Origin of the sequence: Bacillus oleivorans (assembly GCF_900207585.1) — a bacterium.
GTDB classification, from domain to species: domain Bacteria; phylum Bacillota; class Bacilli; order Bacillales; family JC228; genus Bacillus_BF; species Bacillus_BF oleivorans.
On the sequence record NZ_OAOP01000002.1, the window covers coordinates 1 to 19523 of the forward strand.

The following is a 19523-nucleotide window of genomic DNA, read 5'->3' on the forward strand; positions in this document are numbered from 1 at the left end:
CATATTTCGATTGAATACTAATTCGCAGTTCGTAGAAAAAGCGACCAAAAAAGCCGATTTTTACACATTTGACACTTTTTGAAATACTTTCCAAGGTAGTTTATTGTATAGATAGGCGATAAGCCAAAATCATTCCCCCTTTCGAGGCGGTATCCAATCGGGTGCCGTCTTTTTATATCGTATGGGCGCATGTTCCAAGGCGGCGAAACAGTCTCCAAAACCGATTGTGATAGGTTCGATTCCTATCGCCCGTGTTATTTCCGAAACGCTCACTTACTTATAGGCCTATGTGCCACTACTGTCCTTGTAGGGGTAAGTGTCAAGGAAAGCGGAATAGGGAAGGGAGGCGGCACTGCGATAGCGCGGGGTCGTCTTTTTATATGGAGAAATAGCAAAGATGGTCTATGCGGAGGACTGAAAATCCTTAGATGTTGGTTCGATACCAACTTTCTCCACTAGAGACTTACTTATAGTCTGTCTCCTGCAAAGGTTTAATGCTGTACCCGATAAACAGCGTGGTCCTAAACCTGACTAGGACATTAAATATAAACGGCAGGAAAAAATACGGTGGCGGAATAGGTAGACGCACAACCTCAATACTGGATTAAGCAATGGTGCAGAGGATAAGACCATCTTAATCATGTAAGGTGCAAATCCTTACCCGTATTTAACTTCATCAGGAACATAATCAAAATAAACGTGGGTGAACTCTCCTATACAAGCGCAAGTGATGGGTGGGGCGCAGGAGAATAAAGAGGTGATAACATGGCAAACCAATTCACAAGTGAATGGACACAAGACATCGTCCAACGAATGATGGAATTAGCAAAAGAACATCCGCTGCCGAAAGTCACCGAGATGCTAAACGAGGAGTTCAATACGGATTTTAGTTATCATGCTGTAAGAACAAAATACACGCGATCTAAAAAGAATAAAATTAATTACCATAATCGCAAAAACACAGAGGACAACGCAGAAAAATACATAAATCTAGTTATTCAGTCACAAAAAGAACTTGAAAAATTTGACGATTACCAAACCACAATAGACATAAGTCTAGATGAAGATAAACCGATAGGCATTGTTGGAACTGGTGACTGGCACACAGGAGGGTTAAGAACCAATCACGAACAGCTTATTAAAGATTCAGAGATTATCAATGGAACAGATGGACTTTACTCTATCTTAATGGGCGATTATGCAGACAACTATTTACAGTCTGGACATAAAGGCGCGATATACGGACAAATAAGTAACCCTGATAAACAGAAAGAAATGGTTGAGCATATATTCCTGAAATACTACAAAGAAAATGCGTTAGCCCTCATTAAAGGAAATCATGACGCTTTTACCGAGAAAAGCACAGGTGAAGATTATCTAAAGGTCATAGCAAGAAAAATGGAAACCCCTTATTTATGGTTTGGTGGGAACATCAACATTAATTTAGGTGGGATTGAATACAAAATACACGCAAGGCATAACTATCGCTACAACTCTAGCATAAACACCACTAACAGCCAACGTAACCTATTCAACAGTACCAACGCGGATATCATTATGTTAGCTCACTTACATTTTAACGAGATTCATAGCAAATCAGCTGCTGGAAAAGATACTCATTGGGTACGAACAGGCAGCTATAAAATCACGGATGAGTATGGAGAGTATTTAGGATTCGGGAAAGCAGACACAAGAATGCCTTTATTAATACTATTCCCTAAGACTAAGAAAATCGTACCATACCGCGATATGTACGATGGTATAGATTATCTAAAATGGTTGAGAGAGAGGGTAACAGTATGATTAAAACTATTATTCTATCTGTTATATTACTATTCAACAACCAACCAGCTATATGTAATGAACCATTACGGACAAAGGATTATAAATTAATTTATTAATAGGAGGTCAGGTGAAATGGCATGAGACCCCGGAAATATACTGATGAACAAGTCAGCGGACTAACTCAAAAACTAGCGGAATACATTGAAAAAACCGAGATTCCTATATTGGCTGAGTTTGCCTACCTAAATGATATTAACAGGCAAACCCTTTACGATTATGAAGAGTTCTCGTCGCTAATAAAAAAGGCGATAGATAAGAAAGAAGCTCAGCTTGAGAAGAAAGCGTTAAAAGGTGAAGTTAATCATACAATGGCGATATTTTCTTTGAAGCAATTAGGATGGAAAGACAAACAAGAAACAAACATTAATCTAAATGTAAATGAGCTATCTGACGAGGAAATAGAAGAACTCCTAAAGGAAGAATAACATGACGGTGACATATGACTATCTAAAAGGCAAAATAAAAGGGAACCGTCAGTTAAAAGCTCAACTCCTTAAACTAAAACAACAACGTGAACAGGTGAAAAACCTAGTTGATATACAAAACGCTTATGAATGGATCACGAAAAACAACTTCGTCAACGAGAACGGAATCCCTATGGAATTTGAGGACCGTTCTTTTTTAATTGCACCCTTAACCGATGAATCACCTATCTTAGCGGTTATCAAGTGTTCACAGATAGGATTCTCAACTATTTCTATATTCAAGAGTGCGTTTCACAATATCAAATACGGGCATAACATTATTTACACCTTGCCAACCGATTCAGATGCCAATGAGTTTGCCAAGGCTAAGACGAATCTCATTATAGAGAATAACCAAAGCATTAAACAAACGATGATTGATAACTCCTTACACACGAAATCGTTTCGTACACTGGATGGCTCAAATGTAGGCTTTTGGTTCATGAAAGGAACATACGGACAATCTGCTGCTATCATGCAAACGGCTGATATTCTCATAAAAGACGAGTTTGACCGCTCGAATCCTAGTGTACTCAACCAATATAAATCACGTATCAAAGCATCTTCCTATAAGCGTGAGTGGGAGTTCAGTAACCCATCTTTCCCACTATTCGGAGTAGATGCCACATGGGAAATGAGCGACCAAAAACACTATTTCTATAAGTGTCCAAAATGTAATCATTGGAGCTATATCACCTATGAACAGGAATCCTTTGACAGAGGAAATACTCACCACGTAGACAAAGAGCGAAAAGAATACGTGTGTGGGTCCTGTCGGGAGATATTAGACCGCAGACAGGCAAAGAAACAATGGGTGCGGAAGTTTACGGATACCGAGGACATCAGCGGGTATTGGATATCGCAAATGATGGCTCCGTGGATTAGTGCGAGTGAATTAATCCGAGACGAAAAACTCATGTTGCCTGATGTATTCGCTAACTTTGACTTAGGCAGACCATATGCGAGCAATAGCAACTCACTGGATCCATCGAACATCATTAAGAATATTGTCTATGATGAATACGGTTATGTGGAGAAAGCGCCAGGTAAATACCGAGTAATGGGTGTAGACCAAGGCGGAACAATAGATAACCCTAAATTCTACTGTGTATCTGGAACAGAGGAAGGCATAAACAAAATCATCTGCTTACATGGGGAAGAAGCCTTACACAACTTTATCAAGATGAACAATATTAACTATGTAACGATAGATAATGCTCCCTATCCAGAGATAGCAGTACGATTAGTAAAAGCATTCCCAGGTAGAATCTATCGTTGTGTATTTGATTATAAGGACGAGAGGAAGAATGTCTTTGAAGTGGATTATAAGACTCGAATCATTAATGTACACCGCACTCGTATTTTCGACAGGGTGGTGGATGACTATATCGTTGGAGGACGGAAGGTATACATTGACGGAATGGACCGTAATCTTTCTGCTATGGATAGCGGTAGTGAGTCTTTATGTAAGCATTGGACTGCACAGAGAAAAGTAGGCGGAAGCGGAGAACGACCAGAGGACAGAGAACGAAACAAACACATCAAACTAGATAAACAAGGGAATGTGCGCCCTATCTGGGTTGCAGAAGGTCATGACCATTACAGCTTAGCCGACATTTATTGTGCTGTATCTCAACTATTAGCAAAAAGATTAGTGGAGGTAGACAATTGAAGAATGATTATGAAATCCGTGGAGAAACCACGGTTATTTTTGTGTCTCATAAAGGTAAAGCATTGGAAGTGTTAGTGGATACAGAAGATTTACCGAAACTGCAAGAAATCCCTTATAAATGGTGTGTTAGATATAAACCACAAACAAACACGTACTATGCTATGGCTAATTATTACGAGAAAAGAAAGTATATTCAACTTCATCGTTTCTTAACGAATGCAGAAGATGGGTTAGTAGTAGACCATATAAACCACAATACTTTAGACAACAGGAAAAAGAATTTAAGAGTAATTACCAATGGTCAAAACCTCCAAAACAGAAGGGGAGCAACTTCTCTTAGTTCTTCTGGTATTCGGGGAGTTAGTTGGCGAAAGGATATTAACAAGTGGAGAGCAAGAGTTAATGTTAATGGGAAGGAATATAACGTAGGAGTGTTCGACAAACAAGAGGATGCAGAAAAAGCCGTTGTGAATGCTAGGAAGAAATTAATGCCTTACGCAACGGCGTAGAAAGTAGGTGAGTAAATGGCAGAGCAAACCGTCAAAGAGAAGTTTATGAAAGATTTAGAGGTCGGTAAGAAGTTCATGGAGCCACTCCACATGCTCATGGATAAATACTATGAACAATACCGTAACCGCTGGCATGGGGATGATAACGAGTTTCAGATATCGGATTTGTATTCCTATGTGGAAACCGTGGTTCCTATCCTAACCAACAACCGTACACGAGCCAATGTCAAAGCTGAATATCCTGATTATCTCAAACATGCAGATGGAATGAGGTTTATCTTAGACCATGCCTATGACACAAATAATTGGGATTACAAAGCACAACGGATCGCACGAATGGCTGAAATCTACCGAAGTGCCTTAGCTTACACAGGCTACGATGAAAAAGCGAATAACGGAACAGGGAAACTCACCATAGAAGAGATTAACCCACGATGGTGTTACATGGACCCTGCTGTAACGGAACTAGAGGATAGTGCGTTTTTTATTTATGCTGAGCCTATGCGGGCTAGTAAAGTCAAGAAGATGTACCCGAAAAAAGCCAAGGAAATCGACGAAAGCAAGGATAAGGGTACATTTACAGGTGAGAACAAGGTGAACTGGTGGAAGTCATGGCTCAGACAAATCACAAACACCTTTACGAACTTTGTCGATAAGACCATGACCCGATACAACGACACGATGTTACCTGAGCTTGATGAAGCAGAGAAACGCAAGAATGCAGTCGCTTTCATCCACTATTGGTATCGGGATGATGACGATAAATGGAGAGTCGCTTACTTTGCAGATGATGTATTCCTAGAGGATAGAGAGAATCCATTTTGGCATGAGAAGTTACCATATGATATTTACTCCCCAACCGAGGATATCTTATCAGCCTTGGGCATTCCAATGGGTGAGCATATTGAAAACTTAAACTTTGAGAAGAATGTACTCTTAACGACGATTATTGAGCATGCCAAGAAAAGCGTTAATCCTCCGAGAGTGTTTAATACATCTGTGTACACGGGAGACAAGCGCGACTTAGTAGATGGAGGGAACGATAACATTATAGGGATTCCTAACCCAGACTATATCCCAATGAATGCCATTTTTGCAGACTTATACCCTGCTCCTATGCCAGCCTTTGTCAATGAGTTACCTGAACGTTTTGATAGCTTCATAGACAAGATAACAGGGGTCAATGATTCCTTCCGTGGTATGAGTGAAGCCTCTTCCGGAAAAGAAGTACAACTCAAGCAAGAAGCAGCTTACACACGGATTAAGACAAAAGTCGATAACTTTGAGAAGTTTGTAAAGTGCATGAGTGAGAAAATCATTGTCAACGCGATGCAGTTTATTAATACAGATACGACATTCCGTGTGAAGGGAGACTATCGACAGTTTGAGGATGTAGAAGATACTCCTTTCGAAGTTGAGCCGATTCCTACACGCCCTAATGCAGAAGGTCAAATGGAATACGACAAGAACGAGTTCTTCTTATATGCGAATCCAAATGAGTGGACTAAACTCACGGGCAAAGGCACTCACACTATGCCAGATGGTACGGAAATGGAGAATAGCGAAATGCCTGCGGAATCTCATGAGAAAACAGAAGAAGGTGTTAAAGAAGCGATCCGTATCCTGCAATTCACGGTAGAAATAGAAGCTGGCTCCTCTTTAGCTACATCACGAATTGCACAACGTGAGGAAGCCTTAGAACTCTTTAGCGCAGGGGCTATTGACCAACAAGCTTTACTCGAGGTATGGGACTTCCCGAATTATGATGAAATCTTACAACGGATGCAGGAACAGGCCCAATTGCAAGCAGAAAGGGAGATGATGATGGCTCAACAAACGCAATCAGCAATTCAGCAACCACCACAACAGCCACAAGGTCAAGTAGATATAGCAAGTTATTTAAATCAACTTCGTCAAATGTTCCCAGAAATGGCGAATATGACGGATGAAGAGATTATGCAAGTGTTAGCGAGTATGAATCAACCAGCACCTATGTAGGTGTTTTTATTATGAGGAGGAAAAGAGAATGTCAGTAAAAGCAAAGTTTGTATGTACTAATGTTAATAAGCAAAAATGGGGAAAGCAAGATGAAGGTTCAACTACCGTAGTATTAAAAGCAGTTACTTCAGATTCGGAGGAAAATAAGAAATTTTGGCAGTACACACCTTCAGGGCATTTAGAAATGACTATCAAAAATGAAGCTGCCGAGAAGTATTTTGAACTTGGTGAAGAGTATTATCTTACTTTTGAAAAAGCCGATGTCTAAAGTATCAAGAATCTATCCCGAAGCCAAAACAGGATTAATCAATTACATTGAACAAAACTTCCATGAGATTGATTCCTATGTAGTAACCTTCACATTGAAAGATGGCACAACTATGACGGTCTATCACAGTAATTCCTTTGTTGAAGCGATGGGAATTGTAGGAGTATCTCAATCTACTATCATGGATTTAGCAAATAGCGATGAATTTATACCAAAACAAAAGTAACGGGCTAGGAATGAGAGTTTCCTAGCCTATTTTATATCCAATAACCCAATGGGACTGGAGGAAAATTGAATGTTGAAAAAACCAAGATTAACCCTCGATTTACAATACTTTGCCGAGGGTGAAGAAAGCTGGGAATCGTTTCTAGCCCAGCCTTCCGTTGACGATCAACCCGAAGTGGAATCAGAGGAAGTCACAGAAACAGAAGTCGCTGAAGATGTGGTAGAGCCCGACAGTGACGAGACAACCGAGACTGAAACAGAAGAAACAATAGAGGAAGAGACAGAAGAAACAGAGGATACAACCTTAGACGATGATACCGAAATCGAACTTGGTGAGGATAAGAAACCGGTTAAGCTATCCGAACTCAAGAACGGTTATCTTCGTCAATCGGATTACACCAAGAAAACACAAGCGTTAGCAGATGAACGTAAGGCGTTTGAAACCGAGAAAGAAACATACAAACCTGTCAAAGAATGGCTGGATTACATCAATGGGAATCCATACCTATTCGACCAAATCAACAAGGCGATTGACCAATGGGAAAAGACAGGCGCACTTCCAATAGAGGAAGTCTTAGAAAATGCCGAATCTGCTAAGTACTTTAATCACTTACTAGCCGAGAACAAACGATTGCAGAGTGAACTCGACCAAATTCAAGGCGAGTATCAGTCTACGAAGTTTGAAACCGACATGAAGAACCTTGTGAGCGATTTAAAAGCAGAATACGGCGATTTACTCACGCCTGAATATGAAGAGTCTCTCAAGGCTCAAGCGAAGCAAGAGAGCCTCTCTATTGACGTTTTAAAGCGTATTGCAAAGGGAGACCTTGCCGAGCAAAAGTTAAAACAAGAAAAAGAAGCTTCTAAAAAGACAGAAGCCAAAACCAAACAAAAAATACGAGAAACCAAACTCCCACCACAACCAAAGAATAAAGGGAACTCACCAGCACCGAAAGAGATTGACTTAGACGGTGATTGGTTATCCGTATTCAAGCAGGTGGGTAGTTAGTAGGAGGATAAACCATGTTAAACTTTGATAAATATTTAGCTTCCCTATTACCTTTGATTCCTAAGAAGATGTATGACAACATCTCTAAATCTTCTCCACTCATGCACCAGTTCATGAAGCAGAAGAAAACATGGGATGAAGGTGGGGACACCATCAGACCACACTTGAAATACAAGCATGCCACAAACAGAGGGTCATACTCTAAATTCGACACGCTAGACGTTACGCCACAAGACACACGTACGGCTGCTGAATTTAAGATGAAGCAATTGTACTCTTCTATTGTGTTCAGTGGGTACGAAGAAGCAGCCGACAAAGGAGAATTAGCGGTTAAAAAGCTAGTCGCTCAAGCGGTAGAAGATGCAGAAGCTACATTAAAGGATCTATTTGCTACTCAAATCTTTGGAAATGGCACAGGAAACGCAGGAAAGGACTTAACTGGACTTGCGGCCGCCATTGATGATGGAACAGCCGTTGCCACGTATGGCGGAATTGGCCGCGCTACGGAAACATGGTGGAAGTCTTATGTGAAAAAGTCTGCCAACGGTTCTGTTCTCACTATTGCACATATGCGTGAAGTATTTACGAAGTGTGTACGTGGTGGTATCGAAAACAAGCCTGACTTCATTGTCACAGACCTAGCCACATGGATTAAGTATGCAGAGTTAATTGACGGTAAGACGAATATCCAACAACCACTTGGAAAGATTGGTCAAGAGTTTGCGAACCTTGGCTTTACTCAACTATCTTTCATGGGTGTACCTGTGGTGTATGATGAATTCTGTCCAGCTAATACGATGTATTTCATTAACTCTAATTCAATCCAGCTTTACGGTAAGCCTGGACGTATCTTCCAACCGTCTGAAATGGTTAAGCCACATAACCAAGACGCGAAAATTGGTCAGATATTTTTCGCGGGTGAACTTGTTGGAAACGAATGTCGTGCCAATGGTCGCTTAGATATCACAGCTGCATAATCCGAACAACCGTAACGGACTCGGGCTTACTTCATCATCGTATGGGGTAAGCCCTATTTTTATTTATAGGAGGAAAAAATCAATGAGTAAAATTTCAATGGATACGATTGTAGAGCTTCATAATAACGGAAATCAATTCAAATCAATGTGGGATAGCAAAGAAGTTAAGATTAATAAAGGGAAGCACATTAAGGTCGTGTATGGATTAGCCTTACACTTTCAAGAGCAAGACCCTGATTTAGAGATTAAGTTTATCGAGCCAGAGCCAGTAGAACCGCGTGAGCCAGAGAACCCTTTAGAAGAAAACAATCGCGGTGAGGCTTTTAGTGAATTGGAGGGTGAATAATGCCTACAAGACCCAATAATACAGACTGGAACGTACATTTAACTGAAAACTATTACAAGGGTGCGAGTGCGGTTACGCCAAACGACGTGGGAACCATTCCAGAAACAAAAGGTATTTTAGTAGGTGGTGCTGGCAATATAGCCGTGACTATGAAAGATGGTAGCTCCGTTACATTAACGGGGCTATCTGCTGGAACCATATACCCACTCAGTGTAACCCAAGTGAATTTAACAGGTACAACCGCAACGAATATCGTAGCGTTGTATTAGGAGTGATAACATGGGGCGCAGTACGGTACAACAACTCATAACTAGAGCACAAAATATGAACTCTTATAATAACTCGGGTGTTGAATCCAATATCCAATGGGTTGATTTTTTCAACGAAGCACTCGTACAAATGGTAGACGATTTAAACCTGGAAGAAGTCTATGAAATCCCATACACCCTAGACCAAAGAGAATATACCTTACCCGATGATTTTTACGGTTTACTTTTGGTTAATGACCTGAGTAAAAAAACACGACTAGCAGCGCGAAGAAACTATGACCAAGTGTATCCGTATGGGTATTGGATTATGGATAAAGGCAGTCACTTTGCCTTAGATGTGGTTCATTCGAATCCTACCACTCTACAAATCTTGTATAAGCGGTATCCAAAGCAATTAAACATAGGTGAGATTGCAACCCAAAAACCAGAAGTACCAACCGTAGGGGAAACGGCATTATGTTTTAAGGCTATCAATAGGGCGTTACTGAACAATAACCAAGTAGAGCAGGCTAACTACTTTGACGAACTATACAACCGTGAAAAAGGCGTGATTAGAACCGCAGGAACGAGGGCAAAAGGATGAAGCCAACACCTACTGTAGTAATGGAGATACCTTATTTCTTAGGTCAAAACACCGCCCAATCCTTTAGTGAGATTGATATCAAAGAATCTCGTAAAATGCTAAACTTCCTCCCTCGTTCTATCGGGTCGCTTGCTAATCGGGATGGTACGGTTCCTATAACGGACACCGCAATAGGTGAAATTAAAGTGCTATGCAACCTCAGAAAAGGGGGAATTAACTACATTTTAGCCACAAGCGGAAATACCCTCTATCGCTACCAAAATGGCGTTCTAACCGCCCAAACGATGACCGTAACCCTCACCTCTCCCGACATTGATTACGCCCAATTTAAAGACGATAACGCGAATGAGGTGTTAGTCATTACGGATGGAGGGAAACTCAAAGCCTATGACGGTACGCAAGTGTATGAAGTGGTGCCAGCTCCGGATGATGCTAGCCCTCTCCCTCCCAATGACTTAGCGAATATTAATACAAACCATCCGCCAAAAGGATGTTTAGTGCATAATACACGATTAGTCATATGGGATGGATCGGATACGATATGGCACAGTAAAATTGGATTTTTTGACTACTTTGCCCAAGTCGATTATCAACGCTTTGTGAGGGAAAATGACTCTATTCAAACGTGTATCACGTATGGGGGAGCGCTTCTTGTGTTCCTCAGACGGCACATAGGCGTGTTATTCGGTCATGATGTAGAGAATTGGACACAAGACTTTATTGACACCAACGAAGGCTGCTTAAACCCTAAGACGGTGCAAATCGTCACGTTTCCAAATGGCAGGCAGGAAGTGTTTTACCTCTCGGATAATGGGGTTCATGCCGTATATACGATTGATACCGTATCCTTGGATTCTTCGGCTCGTTATTCGACTAAGAGCATGACAAAAGACAAAATCAACTGGGAAGAGTTAGGCGTAACGAAAGACGAATGGAAACGGGCAACGTCTTACTTTCATAACGGGCGATATTGGCTCATATACCCAAAAGGTGCAGAATGGCACGGGTTAGTCTTTGATACCGAAAGTGAATCCTGGTATCCGATTGATAACGTAAAGGCAAATAGCTTTTACCATGACGAGGATTACTTTTACTTCGCGGGGCCAGACGGACATATCAAAGTGTTTGATGATACGTTGTACAGCGACTATGACGATAAAGCTAAGACCGTGAAAACTCCACTGAATAAGTATTGGTACTCTAAACTTATGACACCGGAGCTCACAGGTCATGACCACTTTTGGGATATTCTCATGGTGGAAGCACGACAATTTCAAAAACGTTCTTCGATTGATGTAGAGGTCAATACCTATCGAAACCAATTTAATCAGCCGAGTGCTATAAAAACCGCTATGTTGATATGGGGAGAAACGGAGTGGGGCGAATCCCAATGGACGAATCCTTTGCTGACGGACTATATCAATAATGCAAAACGGCTGAAAGTGCTGGTTAAAGGGCAATACAGTCAAGTTAAACTAAGCAACAACCGAGATGAACCCGTTGAAATCCTATCACTGAAATACGAAGTGAGGAGAATGAGATGAAAACAGATCGTACGATTATTACTGTTAATAATCAAGAATTTGGGCAGATTGCAGACCCGAATAAATTAGAAGCGCAAATTGTGCATGCTTATGATGTAATTGACTCGAACGACACTGAGTTTCAAAATTATAAAACTCTATTAGCTTCCACAACTGATGGCAATAGTGGAGCAGACAACGTTAAAGCTACTGCTATTGCAGGATTAACAGGAGCAACCGTTCAAACCTTGTTAGAAAGTTTAAAAGCACTTGATGATAGCAACAAAGAATACTTACTTTCACAGATTCAAGGCGTCACTCTCGGACAAATTCCCGATGGTACCATCACGCCGGTAAAACTTTCAGCAGATTCTAAGAAAGCTTCCATTATAATGGTGGAGGATATAAATTCTCACTTCGTAGGAACGAACGTCGAAGAAGTTCTTGAAGAGCTTTTTACCTTTGCCAATAACGGAAAAGAAAGTATCGCAACCGTTGTTGGCTCACCTGCAACGACAGGCGATACGTTTGCTCAATTGCAAACCCATATCCAAAATAGTAAGAATGCACTAGCAACCAATCTCGCAAACAAAGGGCAACCATCAGTAGGTACCGAAACATTACAAGCGTTAGTTGACAAGGTAGCAAATGTAAATACAGGTAAGAAGTTCGCAACTGGTACAGCAACAAGTTCTTCTACCAGCTCAACCTATACGTTTATCGATGGAACAACAATAGGGGCGTATAGTTTATCGGTTACAGGATTACCTTTCAAACCCACTTTCATATATGCCTTTTGGGAATCTGGGGGTTCGGTAGGAATAGTTGAGTACTCCGAACTTGCGGGAGATATATACCCAAAACCTGTAAAAATAACTGGCGCTAATTTCACTACATCAGGTACTTCTTCTGCTGTTACAAGACATATTAAAGGAGATGTGTCTCCTGCGAATATTAGTGACACTAGTTTTACACTTCCTACACTCGGTCAAAGTATACTTCATACTTGGATCGCACTGGAAATATAGGAGGGTTTACATGATACAGTTAGGACGTAAAATTTATTATGATAAATCGAGCGGAAATGTTGTTTGGGAAATAGGAGAACGTACTTACCAATTTGATACAACTGAAACAACAATTGACCAAGATATAGCAACATTCACAGCATTATCAGAGCGAAATAGAGAAAGTTTTGACGTAATGAAGTTTGAATTTGGTCAATTCGCCCAAGATTTTGCAGAGTGTAACGGATATCGGGTAGACCCAGCAACCAAAACACTAGAATTTAGTTATCCCGACCCAAACGCACCACAAGAACCACAGCCTTATCAAGCCCCTTTAACCGAACAAATAAAAGCAATAAAAGAACAACAAGTACGCATAGACACAGACTTAGCTTCATTTATGGACTATGTAATATCAACCCAATCAGGAGGTATGTGAAATGGTATATTCATTCCGAGTAGGACCTTACGCAAGAAGTGTTTATTTATATGGGACAGAATCTTTTCAAACGGTTCCGACAGAGTATCATCAACCAGTGAAGGAATACGCAGCGAATAATTTTTCACAATATCAAATTGACGAAGCGTTACGAAAAGGGTATATCACCCAACAAGAATATGACGAAACAATTTTACTAATGCCTACAGTTTAAACCAAACACCTAACTAGGTGTATTTTTTTATGTCTGCAAGGAGGTTGAACATGGCAACCTATACTATCCCGGTGGAGAAGAAGAAAATTCCTTCTCCTCCTAAAACTAATAATAAATTCACCATTCAAAATAGACCAACGACAACAAGTGGTAAACCTGTCAGTACAGCGAATAACGCCCCTACAGCAACAGCGACCACGACTAGCGTGCCAAAAACAACAAGCACTAATAATGGATGGGGCTTAGGGTATGGAACTATTAAGGAGAATAATAATCAAGCGGTTAAATGGGCAGACAAAAATGCGGAAATTGAACGGACGATAAACGTAATTCAAAACCGTGAAGATGCAGGACAAGACTTATCCGCCCAGTTAGCTCACTATCGCAACCTAACAGGTAAAGAGTACACACCTAGTTACGAACGACAAACGGAACAGCGGATTAAAGCTGAAGTCGATAACTATATCAAAAACCAATCACAAGCGATTAATGATGCAGTTGCCCGACAAATTCAACAGAATCAAGCTGGTATTAATGCGAACAACGCTTATCTATCTGAACAAATTCAGAAGTTCCAAGAACAAAATAACGTAGCTGACCAACAATCCACCATGCTTCAAAATAGACGCGGTGGTTTTTATTCGGGTGGACTTGACTATCAACTCGGACAGAACGCTAAAGCGACACAAGAAGCAAGCGGAGCCTTATCACGTGACATAGCGGCTCGTAACGCAGAAATTTATGCACAAAATTCACAGTTAGCGGAACAAGCAGCGAATCAGATTAAGCAACTTCAAATGCAAGCACCTGACCTAGTACGAAGCCGTGTGCAAGAAGCTTTAAATAATTACCGCGCTCAACAAATGCAAGAATCTCAATTAACTGGTATGTATAACGGAAGTCCGACCATGCAAATGCAGGCTCAGCAATTCCAGCAACAACTAGCCCAAGCCGGACTAACGGGGATGTTTAACGGACAGCCTACCTTAGAAGCCCAACAAATCCAATTCAGTCAACAAATGGCACAACAACAATTTGCCGAAGATGTGAGACAGTTCGGACTACAGTTTGCGTTACAAAGACAAGTTCAGTTAGGCAATATGTCTATGGACCAAGCAAGATTGGCTTTAGCCCAACAGCAATTTAACTTTGACCAAAATAGATGGCAAAGTGAATTTAATGCGGACCAACAATGGAGACAAAGAGAGTTTGATTTAGCAACCATGCCACAACCGGCAGATTTAGCTAAATATACAGGCCAATTAAACAACATCTTCCTTAGACAAGATGATGAAGGCAATTACTCAGTAAACAATCCAGAAGGTCTATACAGAGCGATTATCGGCTTAAACTTAGATGATAATAGTACGATGAGTTTACTGTCTATGTATGGGTTGGACATTGGAAATTTTCTCAATCCGTAGGAAAGGGGTGGTCAGGTGAACAGATGAAATGGGCAACTGGTGGATTCAAGGTTACGTCAGACTGGGGCAAGCGGAACGACCCGTTCACGAAAGAAGTCAGAACGCACCAAGGATTAGACCTAGCCCTCCCGAAAGGCACAGCGGTAGGCTCAAACATTAGCGGTGAAGTCATTTATGCAGGAATGGGCAAAAGTGGTACAGGTTACGGAGGATATGGAAATGTCGTAGCTATTAAGGACAGTAATGGAAATGTCCATGTATTCGGTCATTTAGACAGTGTCAACGTGAAAAAGGGTCAAAAAATATCAACTGGTACGCTACTCGGAAAATCGGGGAACACAGGCAAATCGACAGGAGCCCATCTTCATTATGAGGTTCGCAAGAATGGGGAACTCAACAATAACCTGAATCCAAGGAAATACCTCCAATTGGGGTGATGATATGAGTATATTTGATGAAGAACGGAAACGATTAGGACTCCCTGTTATGTCGGGGTCCTCTTCTATTTCCGACTTTTTTAATAGAGAACGAGAGCGTATCTTGAGTGGTGAACGCACACAATTTGAATCAATAAGAGACCAAGCAACCGATGCCGCTCGTTTTGCAGGGAGATATTCGGTAGAGACAGAAGTAAGACCGTCTGATGTAAAAGTATCCCCTTCTAAACCAACTAAAGAAGAATTGATGAAACAAGCGCAAGACCAAATCATTAATCAAGGTGTGGGGGATTGGGTCAAAGGTTCCACTAAACCTAAAAAAGATAAAAACAAATACAAAGATGATAACTTCTTTATCGATTCCCAACAATGGCTATACGATCATACGTTAGGACCGGTTCAAGATTGGTTTAATCGCGCTGCCTTCCAGGGTGTCGATAACTTAACGGGTAAAACCGTTTCTTCTGGTGCTGAAAAATACGAATTACCTAAAGAATGGCAAGAAGATTACTTATCCAAAGCCGACACGCCTATGGAAAAAGCGGCGGATATCGTCGGAACGGTTGGAGTATCTGCCCCTCTTTATTTCGGTGGATATGGGGTATTAGGCGCTTCGAGAGTCGGGCAAGGTCTCACACAATGGGGCGGTCAAAACGCAGTTAAGCGAGGACTATCCGAAGCGGCTAAAGGTTCAATAGTAGGGGGAACAGTTGGAACCGGCATTGAAATTGGGCAGGAACTCATGAATCCTTCCAATCAAAACCTACCACAGCACTTACTGGATATTGGAATTGATATAGCGGGAGGAGCCGTCTTAGACCCTCTAGCTTATGGAATACAAGCTGGTGTAAGACAAGGATTTCAAGGCTTACGAAATACAGTAGATAATGCTGTACCTCGTGAACAACTGGCACAGAATTTTGCAAGGGTGATGGACACACCAAGCACATCAAACGCACCAAGACCGTCACAGTTTAATGAACTGATGCCGACTGCAAGAGATATAACGAATCCTAATTACGTACGCCCTATTGTACAAAATCAATCATTAGAACCAATCGTCAATAGTCCGTTCCAAAGATTTAATCCAGAGGTTGCGGCGAGTACGCCAACAAATAGTAAGGTACAACAGGTAGACCAAGCACAAACAACACCAGCTCAACCACTAAATACACAGCCTAACGTTGTAAACTTAGCATCACCTAGGCAGACTCCTGACGTTTTTGGTCAGCCTTCTAGCACACCTATACAGCCTTCTAGCGTGCCGAATGAGCGTAGGGTATACCAAACTATTAAACAATCAGAAAAGACCACACAGCCCCTAAGAGAAGGCTTAGAAACGATGGATACAACATACCAACGTCTAAGCAATCAAGAGTTAGTTGATTATGCGAATGAGCTGATTAATCGTGATATTGAAAAAGCCTTCCAATTTGTCAAGAATGCTAAAAGAATGGATCCAAGACATACAACCGTAGCTTTTAGATTGATTGACGAATTACAGGCTAGAGGGCAACATGAAAGAGCCTTAGACTTAGTGGAACAGGTTGCCGAGTATGGAACGAAAGCCGGTCAGTCCGTTCAAGCGTTGTCTATATACAACCGTTTATCTCCACAAGGTCAATTAGTCCGTCTACAGAGGACTGTCAACCGAATCAATCAAAATAGAGGAATCAACCAAGAAAAAGTCGTCATAACGGAGGATTTCCAAAAAGACTTTGTCGCTACGGCTCAAACGATTCAAGCCTTAACGGGTCAAGAACAAGTAGGGAAAAACGTAATCGACATTGTTCAACGGTTAAAGAAGGGTCAAGCACCAACAGATGAAGAAGCACAGATTATTCGAGATTTTTTTGAAGATGCGAAAAAGTTTGTGTCTGACTTAGATCCAAAGGCAAAACCACCAAAAGTAAAACCAGTGAAAGATACTCGTAGCCGTGATAAAGTTGTTAGCTTTATGGCAAAACAAGAAGAACTAGCTAGAAAACGAATCCAAGCCAGACGAAACGCAGCTAACTCCTTGCCAATTGACTTGCTTTATGATTATGGAGTCATTGGAGCTTCTAAAATCGCAAAAGGTACGGTTAAATTCACAGACTTTAGTGAACAAATGATAAGAGAGTTTGGCGAAGAAATCAGACCGTACATGCAACAGATTTACAACAAAGCGGCGGAAACGTTTAATCTTCAAACCGAAAAGATAACCACCAAACGTTTAACACAGGCAGAAAAAGTAGTCGATAAAGCAATTAGAGAAAAAACTCTTTCTCCCGATATGGCAGATGAGTTATTAAGATTGTCAAAGCAATTACTAGATGCTACTGGTGATGCTAAGTTTGATGCAAGCATGGAATTACAAGCGGCTTTAGTCAGATTAGAACAACCAACTTTTGCACAAATGATAGCATCTACTCATTACCAAGCCATGTTATTAAACCCACTAACTGTAATACGTAATATCATCGGTAATGAAGTATTCTACAGAATAGATCGGGCAAGTAAACTGCTCACAGTACCGATAGATGCGATTCGCTCTAAAATCACCGGGGCAAAAAGAACTATTGTGTTTAATACAGGGCAGTTCAATTGGAAAAATTACTTCGACCCTACTAGAGATTACTGGAAAGGTATGAAAATGGGAGGAAAAGCCGGGTGGAAGGGAGTCAACCCACTAGGCATTAACACCGCCTATGACCTTCGTTCTCCAGCTTTTAGTTCTAATGCACAGAATCTCGGGCCGGTCAAAAAGATGTTAGTATCTAAATATAATCCTTTACGTTGGACAGAAAAATTACTCGGAGTAACTATGCGTTCCTTTGATACGGCTGGTTATTTACGAGCTTATAATCAAATGTTACGAGAACAGGCGACTTTAAGGGCTATGAATGAGGGATTAAAAGGCAGGGCACTCAGAGAAGCGGCAGATCGATATTTCCTTGAAGCAGACGAAAATTTGATGGCGATTGCTGACCAGTATGGAAAATATGCTACCTTCCAAGACAATACAGCTTTAGCAAGGGGATTGACAAAAGTAAAAGAAGGTGCGAATAAGTTATCTACTAAAGCCCTTACTTTAGGTATGGCTGAAACGAAAGATTTTGGATTAGGTAGCCTTATCTTGCCATTCCCTAAAACACCAGCAAATCTCGTTATGCGTGCACTTGAATACTCTCCAGCAGGCTTAATCCGTTCTGTTAATTTAATCAAAAACTATCTGCGAATGGGGAAAAATCCTTTAGATGCCCGTGAAGCTCAGTTGGCCTTGTCAAGAGCTATTATAGGAACAGGCGGACTTTCCGGTTTAGGCTTTATCCTAGCTGAAAAAGGAGTATTAACGTCTGCCGGACATTCTGATTACGAAGTAAGAGAATTGGAACGAATGGCAGGAAAACAACCGAATAGCATTAATATCTCTGCACTCGAACGATTTGTATTTAACGGGTTCAATCTTTCTGATTTGGAATTAAGAAGAGGTGACACGTTCGTTTCATATGATTGGGCACAACCACTTGCACTATCTATTGCTTTAGGCACAGGCATTAGTCAAGCTAATAAGGAAAGTGAAAACCCTACGGTATCTCAGAAAATTATAAGAGCAGGAGATAGTGCGATTAATACTATTGTGAATATGTCGTCACTCTCGGGAATTAACCGTATAGTATCAGGTCCACCTAATGAAACGTGGTCAGAAAAATTAGCGGGCTCTATGGCAAGCGCAGGAGGTTCCTTTGTACCTACTTTAGCGAACCAGTTCCGGAAAGCTGGCGATAATACAGCAAGGAATACCAACGATCCTACATTCAAAGAAGTATTCCAGAACAGAGCGCTAAATCGTATACCTGGATATCAACAACAATTACCTCCGTCCTATAATACATTTGGCGAGAAAGAGGAATTGTATCCAAACCAATCGAATAATTTATTTAATGTATTCCTAAATCCATCTTATGTAAGTCAATATAATCCTTCTGAAGAAGCGCAAGTATTATTGGATTATATCAACCAAACAGGGGATAAAACAGCGGCTCCACGATTGGCACCTAAAACATTAGATGGCTATAAGCTGACTGGAGAAGAACAGTCCGAAATGCAGCGTATTATGGGTGAAGAAACGAAAAAAGGAATTCAGGAACAACTTGAACGCTTACGGAATGCAAGCCCTGAGAAAGCGGAAAAAATCATTGATGATATTCTACGAGAAGCAAGCGCCAGAGCAAGGGAAGTCATTCGAGAAGGGAGGGAATAAATGCTTTCCTTTATGGTGTTTTTTGGAGTTGCATGCGTGATTGTATTTGCGTTAATTTGTTATGTATC

Annotated in this window: 19 protein-coding genes and 1 tRNA gene; all 20 read left to right on the top strand. The window is 41.0% G+C overall.

Annotation, left to right across the window (positions count from 1 at the left end):
- The first annotated feature begins 382 nt into the window (after positions 1-382).
- Positions 383-455: transfer RNA gene (locus tag CRO56_RS03420), tRNA-Phe, on the top strand.
- Between the two features lie 310 nt (positions 456-765).
- Positions 766-1803 (top strand): metallophosphoesterase, encoded by a 1038-nt coding sequence (locus tag CRO56_RS03425; RefSeq protein WP_097157222.1) that lies wholly within the window; start codon positions 766-768, stop codon positions 1801-1803.
- A gap of 119 nt (positions 1804-1922) precedes the next feature.
- Positions 1923-2270 carry a terminase small subunit gene (locus CRO56_RS03430; protein ID WP_097157223.1) on the top strand — a complete coding sequence of 116 codons (348 nt, stop codon included), beginning with the start codon at positions 1923-1925 and terminating at the stop codon, positions 2268-2270.
- A gap of 1 nt (position 2271) precedes the next feature.
- The gene (locus tag CRO56_RS03435; protein WP_097157224.1) at positions 2272-3981 is read left to right on the top strand and encodes a phage terminase large subunit family protein; all 1710 of its coding nucleotides are present in this window, start codon (positions 2272-2274) and stop codon (positions 3979-3981) included.
- On the top strand, positions 3978-4490 hold the full coding sequence (locus tag CRO56_RS03440; protein WP_218839649.1) for an HNH endonuclease: 513 nt from the start codon (positions 3978-3980) through the stop codon (positions 4488-4490). The genes CRO56_RS03435 and CRO56_RS03440 overlap by 4 nt, the downstream gene beginning before the upstream one ends.
- A 75-nt stretch (positions 4491-4565) precedes the next feature.
- On the top strand, positions 4566-6488 hold the full coding sequence (locus CRO56_RS03445) for a portal protein (RefSeq protein WP_142305186.1): 1923 nt from the start codon (positions 4566-4568) through the stop codon (positions 6486-6488).
- A 28-nt stretch (positions 6489-6516) separates the two neighbouring features.
- On the top strand, positions 6517-6756 hold the full coding sequence (locus CRO56_RS03450) for a hypothetical protein (RefSeq protein WP_097157226.1): 240 nt from the start codon (positions 6517-6519) through the stop codon (positions 6754-6756).
- Positions 6737-6982 (top strand): hypothetical protein, encoded by a 246-nt coding sequence (locus CRO56_RS03455; RefSeq protein ID WP_245855567.1) that lies wholly within the window; start codon positions 6737-6739, stop codon positions 6980-6982. Before CRO56_RS03450 ends, CRO56_RS03455 begins: the two co-directional genes overlap by 20 nt.
- Positions 6983-7051: 69 nt before the next feature.
- Positions 7052-7990: a hypothetical protein gene (locus CRO56_RS03460; protein WP_097157228.1), complete on the top strand. Its 939-nt coding sequence runs from the start codon at positions 7052-7054 to the stop codon at positions 7988-7990.
- A gap of 14 nt (positions 7991-8004) precedes the next feature.
- Positions 8005-8967, top strand: coding sequence for a phage major capsid protein (locus tag CRO56_RS03465; RefSeq protein WP_097157229.1), 963 nt, complete (start codon positions 8005-8007; stop codon positions 8965-8967).
- 82 nt (positions 8968-9049) lie between these two features.
- Positions 9050-9313, top strand: a complete 264-nt coding sequence (locus CRO56_RS03470; RefSeq protein ID WP_097157230.1) for a hypothetical protein — start codon at positions 9050-9052, stop codon at positions 9311-9313.
- Positions 9313-9582 carry a spike base protein, RCAP_Rcc01079 family gene (locus tag CRO56_RS03475; protein WP_097157231.1) on the top strand — a complete coding sequence of 90 codons (270 nt, stop codon included), beginning with the start codon at positions 9313-9315 and terminating at the stop codon, positions 9580-9582. Before CRO56_RS03470 ends, CRO56_RS03475 begins: the two co-directional genes overlap by 1 nt.
- Positions 9583-9592: 10 nt before the next feature.
- Complete coding sequence (locus CRO56_RS03480) at positions 9593-10165, top strand: phage adaptor protein (RefSeq protein ID WP_097157232.1); 573 nt, start codon at positions 9593-9595, stop codon at positions 10163-10165.
- A complete protein-coding gene (locus CRO56_RS03485) occupies positions 10162-11709 on the top strand; it encodes a hypothetical protein (protein WP_097157233.1) in 1548 nt (515 codons plus the stop codon). Before CRO56_RS03480 ends, CRO56_RS03485 begins: the two co-directional genes overlap by 4 nt.
- A complete protein-coding gene (locus CRO56_RS03490; RefSeq protein ID WP_097157234.1) occupies positions 11706-12716 on the top strand; it encodes a hypothetical protein in 1011 nt (336 codons plus the stop codon). The genes CRO56_RS03485 and CRO56_RS03490 overlap by 4 nt, the downstream gene beginning before the upstream one ends.
- A gap of 10 nt (positions 12717-12726) precedes the next feature.
- A complete protein-coding gene (locus tag CRO56_RS03495; protein WP_097157235.1) occupies positions 12727-13134 on the top strand; it encodes a hypothetical protein in 408 nt (135 codons plus the stop codon).
- 1 nt (position 13135) lies between these two features.
- Positions 13136-13348, top strand: coding sequence for a hypothetical protein (locus CRO56_RS03500; protein ID WP_097157236.1), 213 nt, complete (start codon positions 13136-13138; stop codon positions 13346-13348).
- Positions 13349-13398: 50 nt separating this feature from the next.
- Positions 13399-14772, top strand: a complete 1374-nt coding sequence (locus CRO56_RS03505; RefSeq protein ID WP_097157237.1) for a hypothetical protein — start codon at positions 13399-13401, stop codon at positions 14770-14772.
- Positions 14773-14795: 23 nt separating this feature from the next.
- Complete coding sequence (locus tag CRO56_RS03510; RefSeq protein WP_097157238.1) at positions 14796-15209, top strand: M23 family metallopeptidase; 414 nt, start codon at positions 14796-14798, stop codon at positions 15207-15209.
- Between the two features lie 4 nt (positions 15210-15213).
- Positions 15214-19455 (top strand): ATP synthase subunit B family protein, encoded by a 4242-nt coding sequence (locus CRO56_RS03515; RefSeq protein ID WP_097157239.1) that lies wholly within the window; start codon positions 15214-15216, stop codon positions 19453-19455.
- Positions 19456-19523: the final 68 nt, after the last annotated feature.

Excerpts from the sequence above, each read along its gene's own strand:
- CRO56_RS03460 (WP_097157228.1), top strand. The coding sequence starts at position 7,052 with ATGTTGAAAAAACCAAGATTAACCCTCGATTTACAATACTTTGCCGAG.
- CRO56_RS03515 (WP_097157239.1), top strand. The coding sequence starts at position 15,214 with ATGAGTATATTTGATGAAGAACGGAAACGATTAGGACTCCCTGTTATG.
- CRO56_RS03500 (WP_097157236.1), top strand. The coding sequence starts at position 13,136 with ATGGTATATTCATTCCGAGTAGGACCTTACGCAAGAAGTGTTTATTTA.
- CRO56_RS03480 (WP_097157232.1), top strand. The coding sequence starts at position 9,593 with ATGGGGCGCAGTACGGTACAACAACTCATAACTAGAGCACAAAATATG.
- CRO56_RS03505 (WP_097157237.1), top strand. The coding sequence starts at position 13,399 with ATGGCAACCTATACTATCCCGGTGGAGAAGAAGAAAATTCCTTCTCCT.
- CRO56_RS03435 (WP_097157224.1), top strand. The coding sequence starts at position 2,272 with ATGACGGTGACATATGACTATCTAAAAGGCAAAATAAAAGGGAACCGT.
- CRO56_RS03450 (WP_097157226.1), top strand. The coding sequence starts at position 6,517 with ATGTCAGTAAAAGCAAAGTTTGTATGTACTAATGTTAATAAGCAAAAA.
- CRO56_RS03425 (WP_097157222.1), top strand. The coding sequence starts at position 766 with ATGGCAAACCAATTCACAAGTGAATGGACACAAGACATCGTCCAACGA.
- CRO56_RS03445 (WP_142305186.1), top strand. The coding sequence starts at position 4,566 with ATGGAGCCACTCCACATGCTCATGGATAAATACTATGAACAATACCGT.
- CRO56_RS03490 (WP_097157234.1), top strand. The coding sequence starts at position 11,706 with ATGAAAACAGATCGTACGATTATTACTGTTAATAATCAAGAATTTGGG.
- CRO56_RS03495 (WP_097157235.1), top strand. The coding sequence starts at position 12,727 with ATGATACAGTTAGGACGTAAAATTTATTATGATAAATCGAGCGGAAAT.
- CRO56_RS03485 (WP_097157233.1), top strand. The coding sequence starts at position 10,162 with ATGAAGCCAACACCTACTGTAGTAATGGAGATACCTTATTTCTTAGGT.
- CRO56_RS03430 (WP_097157223.1), top strand. The coding sequence starts at position 1,923 with ATGAGACCCCGGAAATATACTGATGAACAAGTCAGCGGACTAACTCAA.
- CRO56_RS03465 (WP_097157229.1), top strand. The coding sequence starts at position 8,005 with ATGTTAAACTTTGATAAATATTTAGCTTCCCTATTACCTTTGATTCCT.
- CRO56_RS03510 (WP_097157238.1), top strand. The coding sequence starts at position 14,796 with ATGAAATGGGCAACTGGTGGATTCAAGGTTACGTCAGACTGGGGCAAG.
- CRO56_RS03470 (WP_097157230.1), top strand. The coding sequence starts at position 9,050 with ATGAGTAAAATTTCAATGGATACGATTGTAGAGCTTCATAATAACGGA.
- CRO56_RS03475 (WP_097157231.1), top strand. The coding sequence starts at position 9,313 with ATGCCTACAAGACCCAATAATACAGACTGGAACGTACATTTAACTGAA.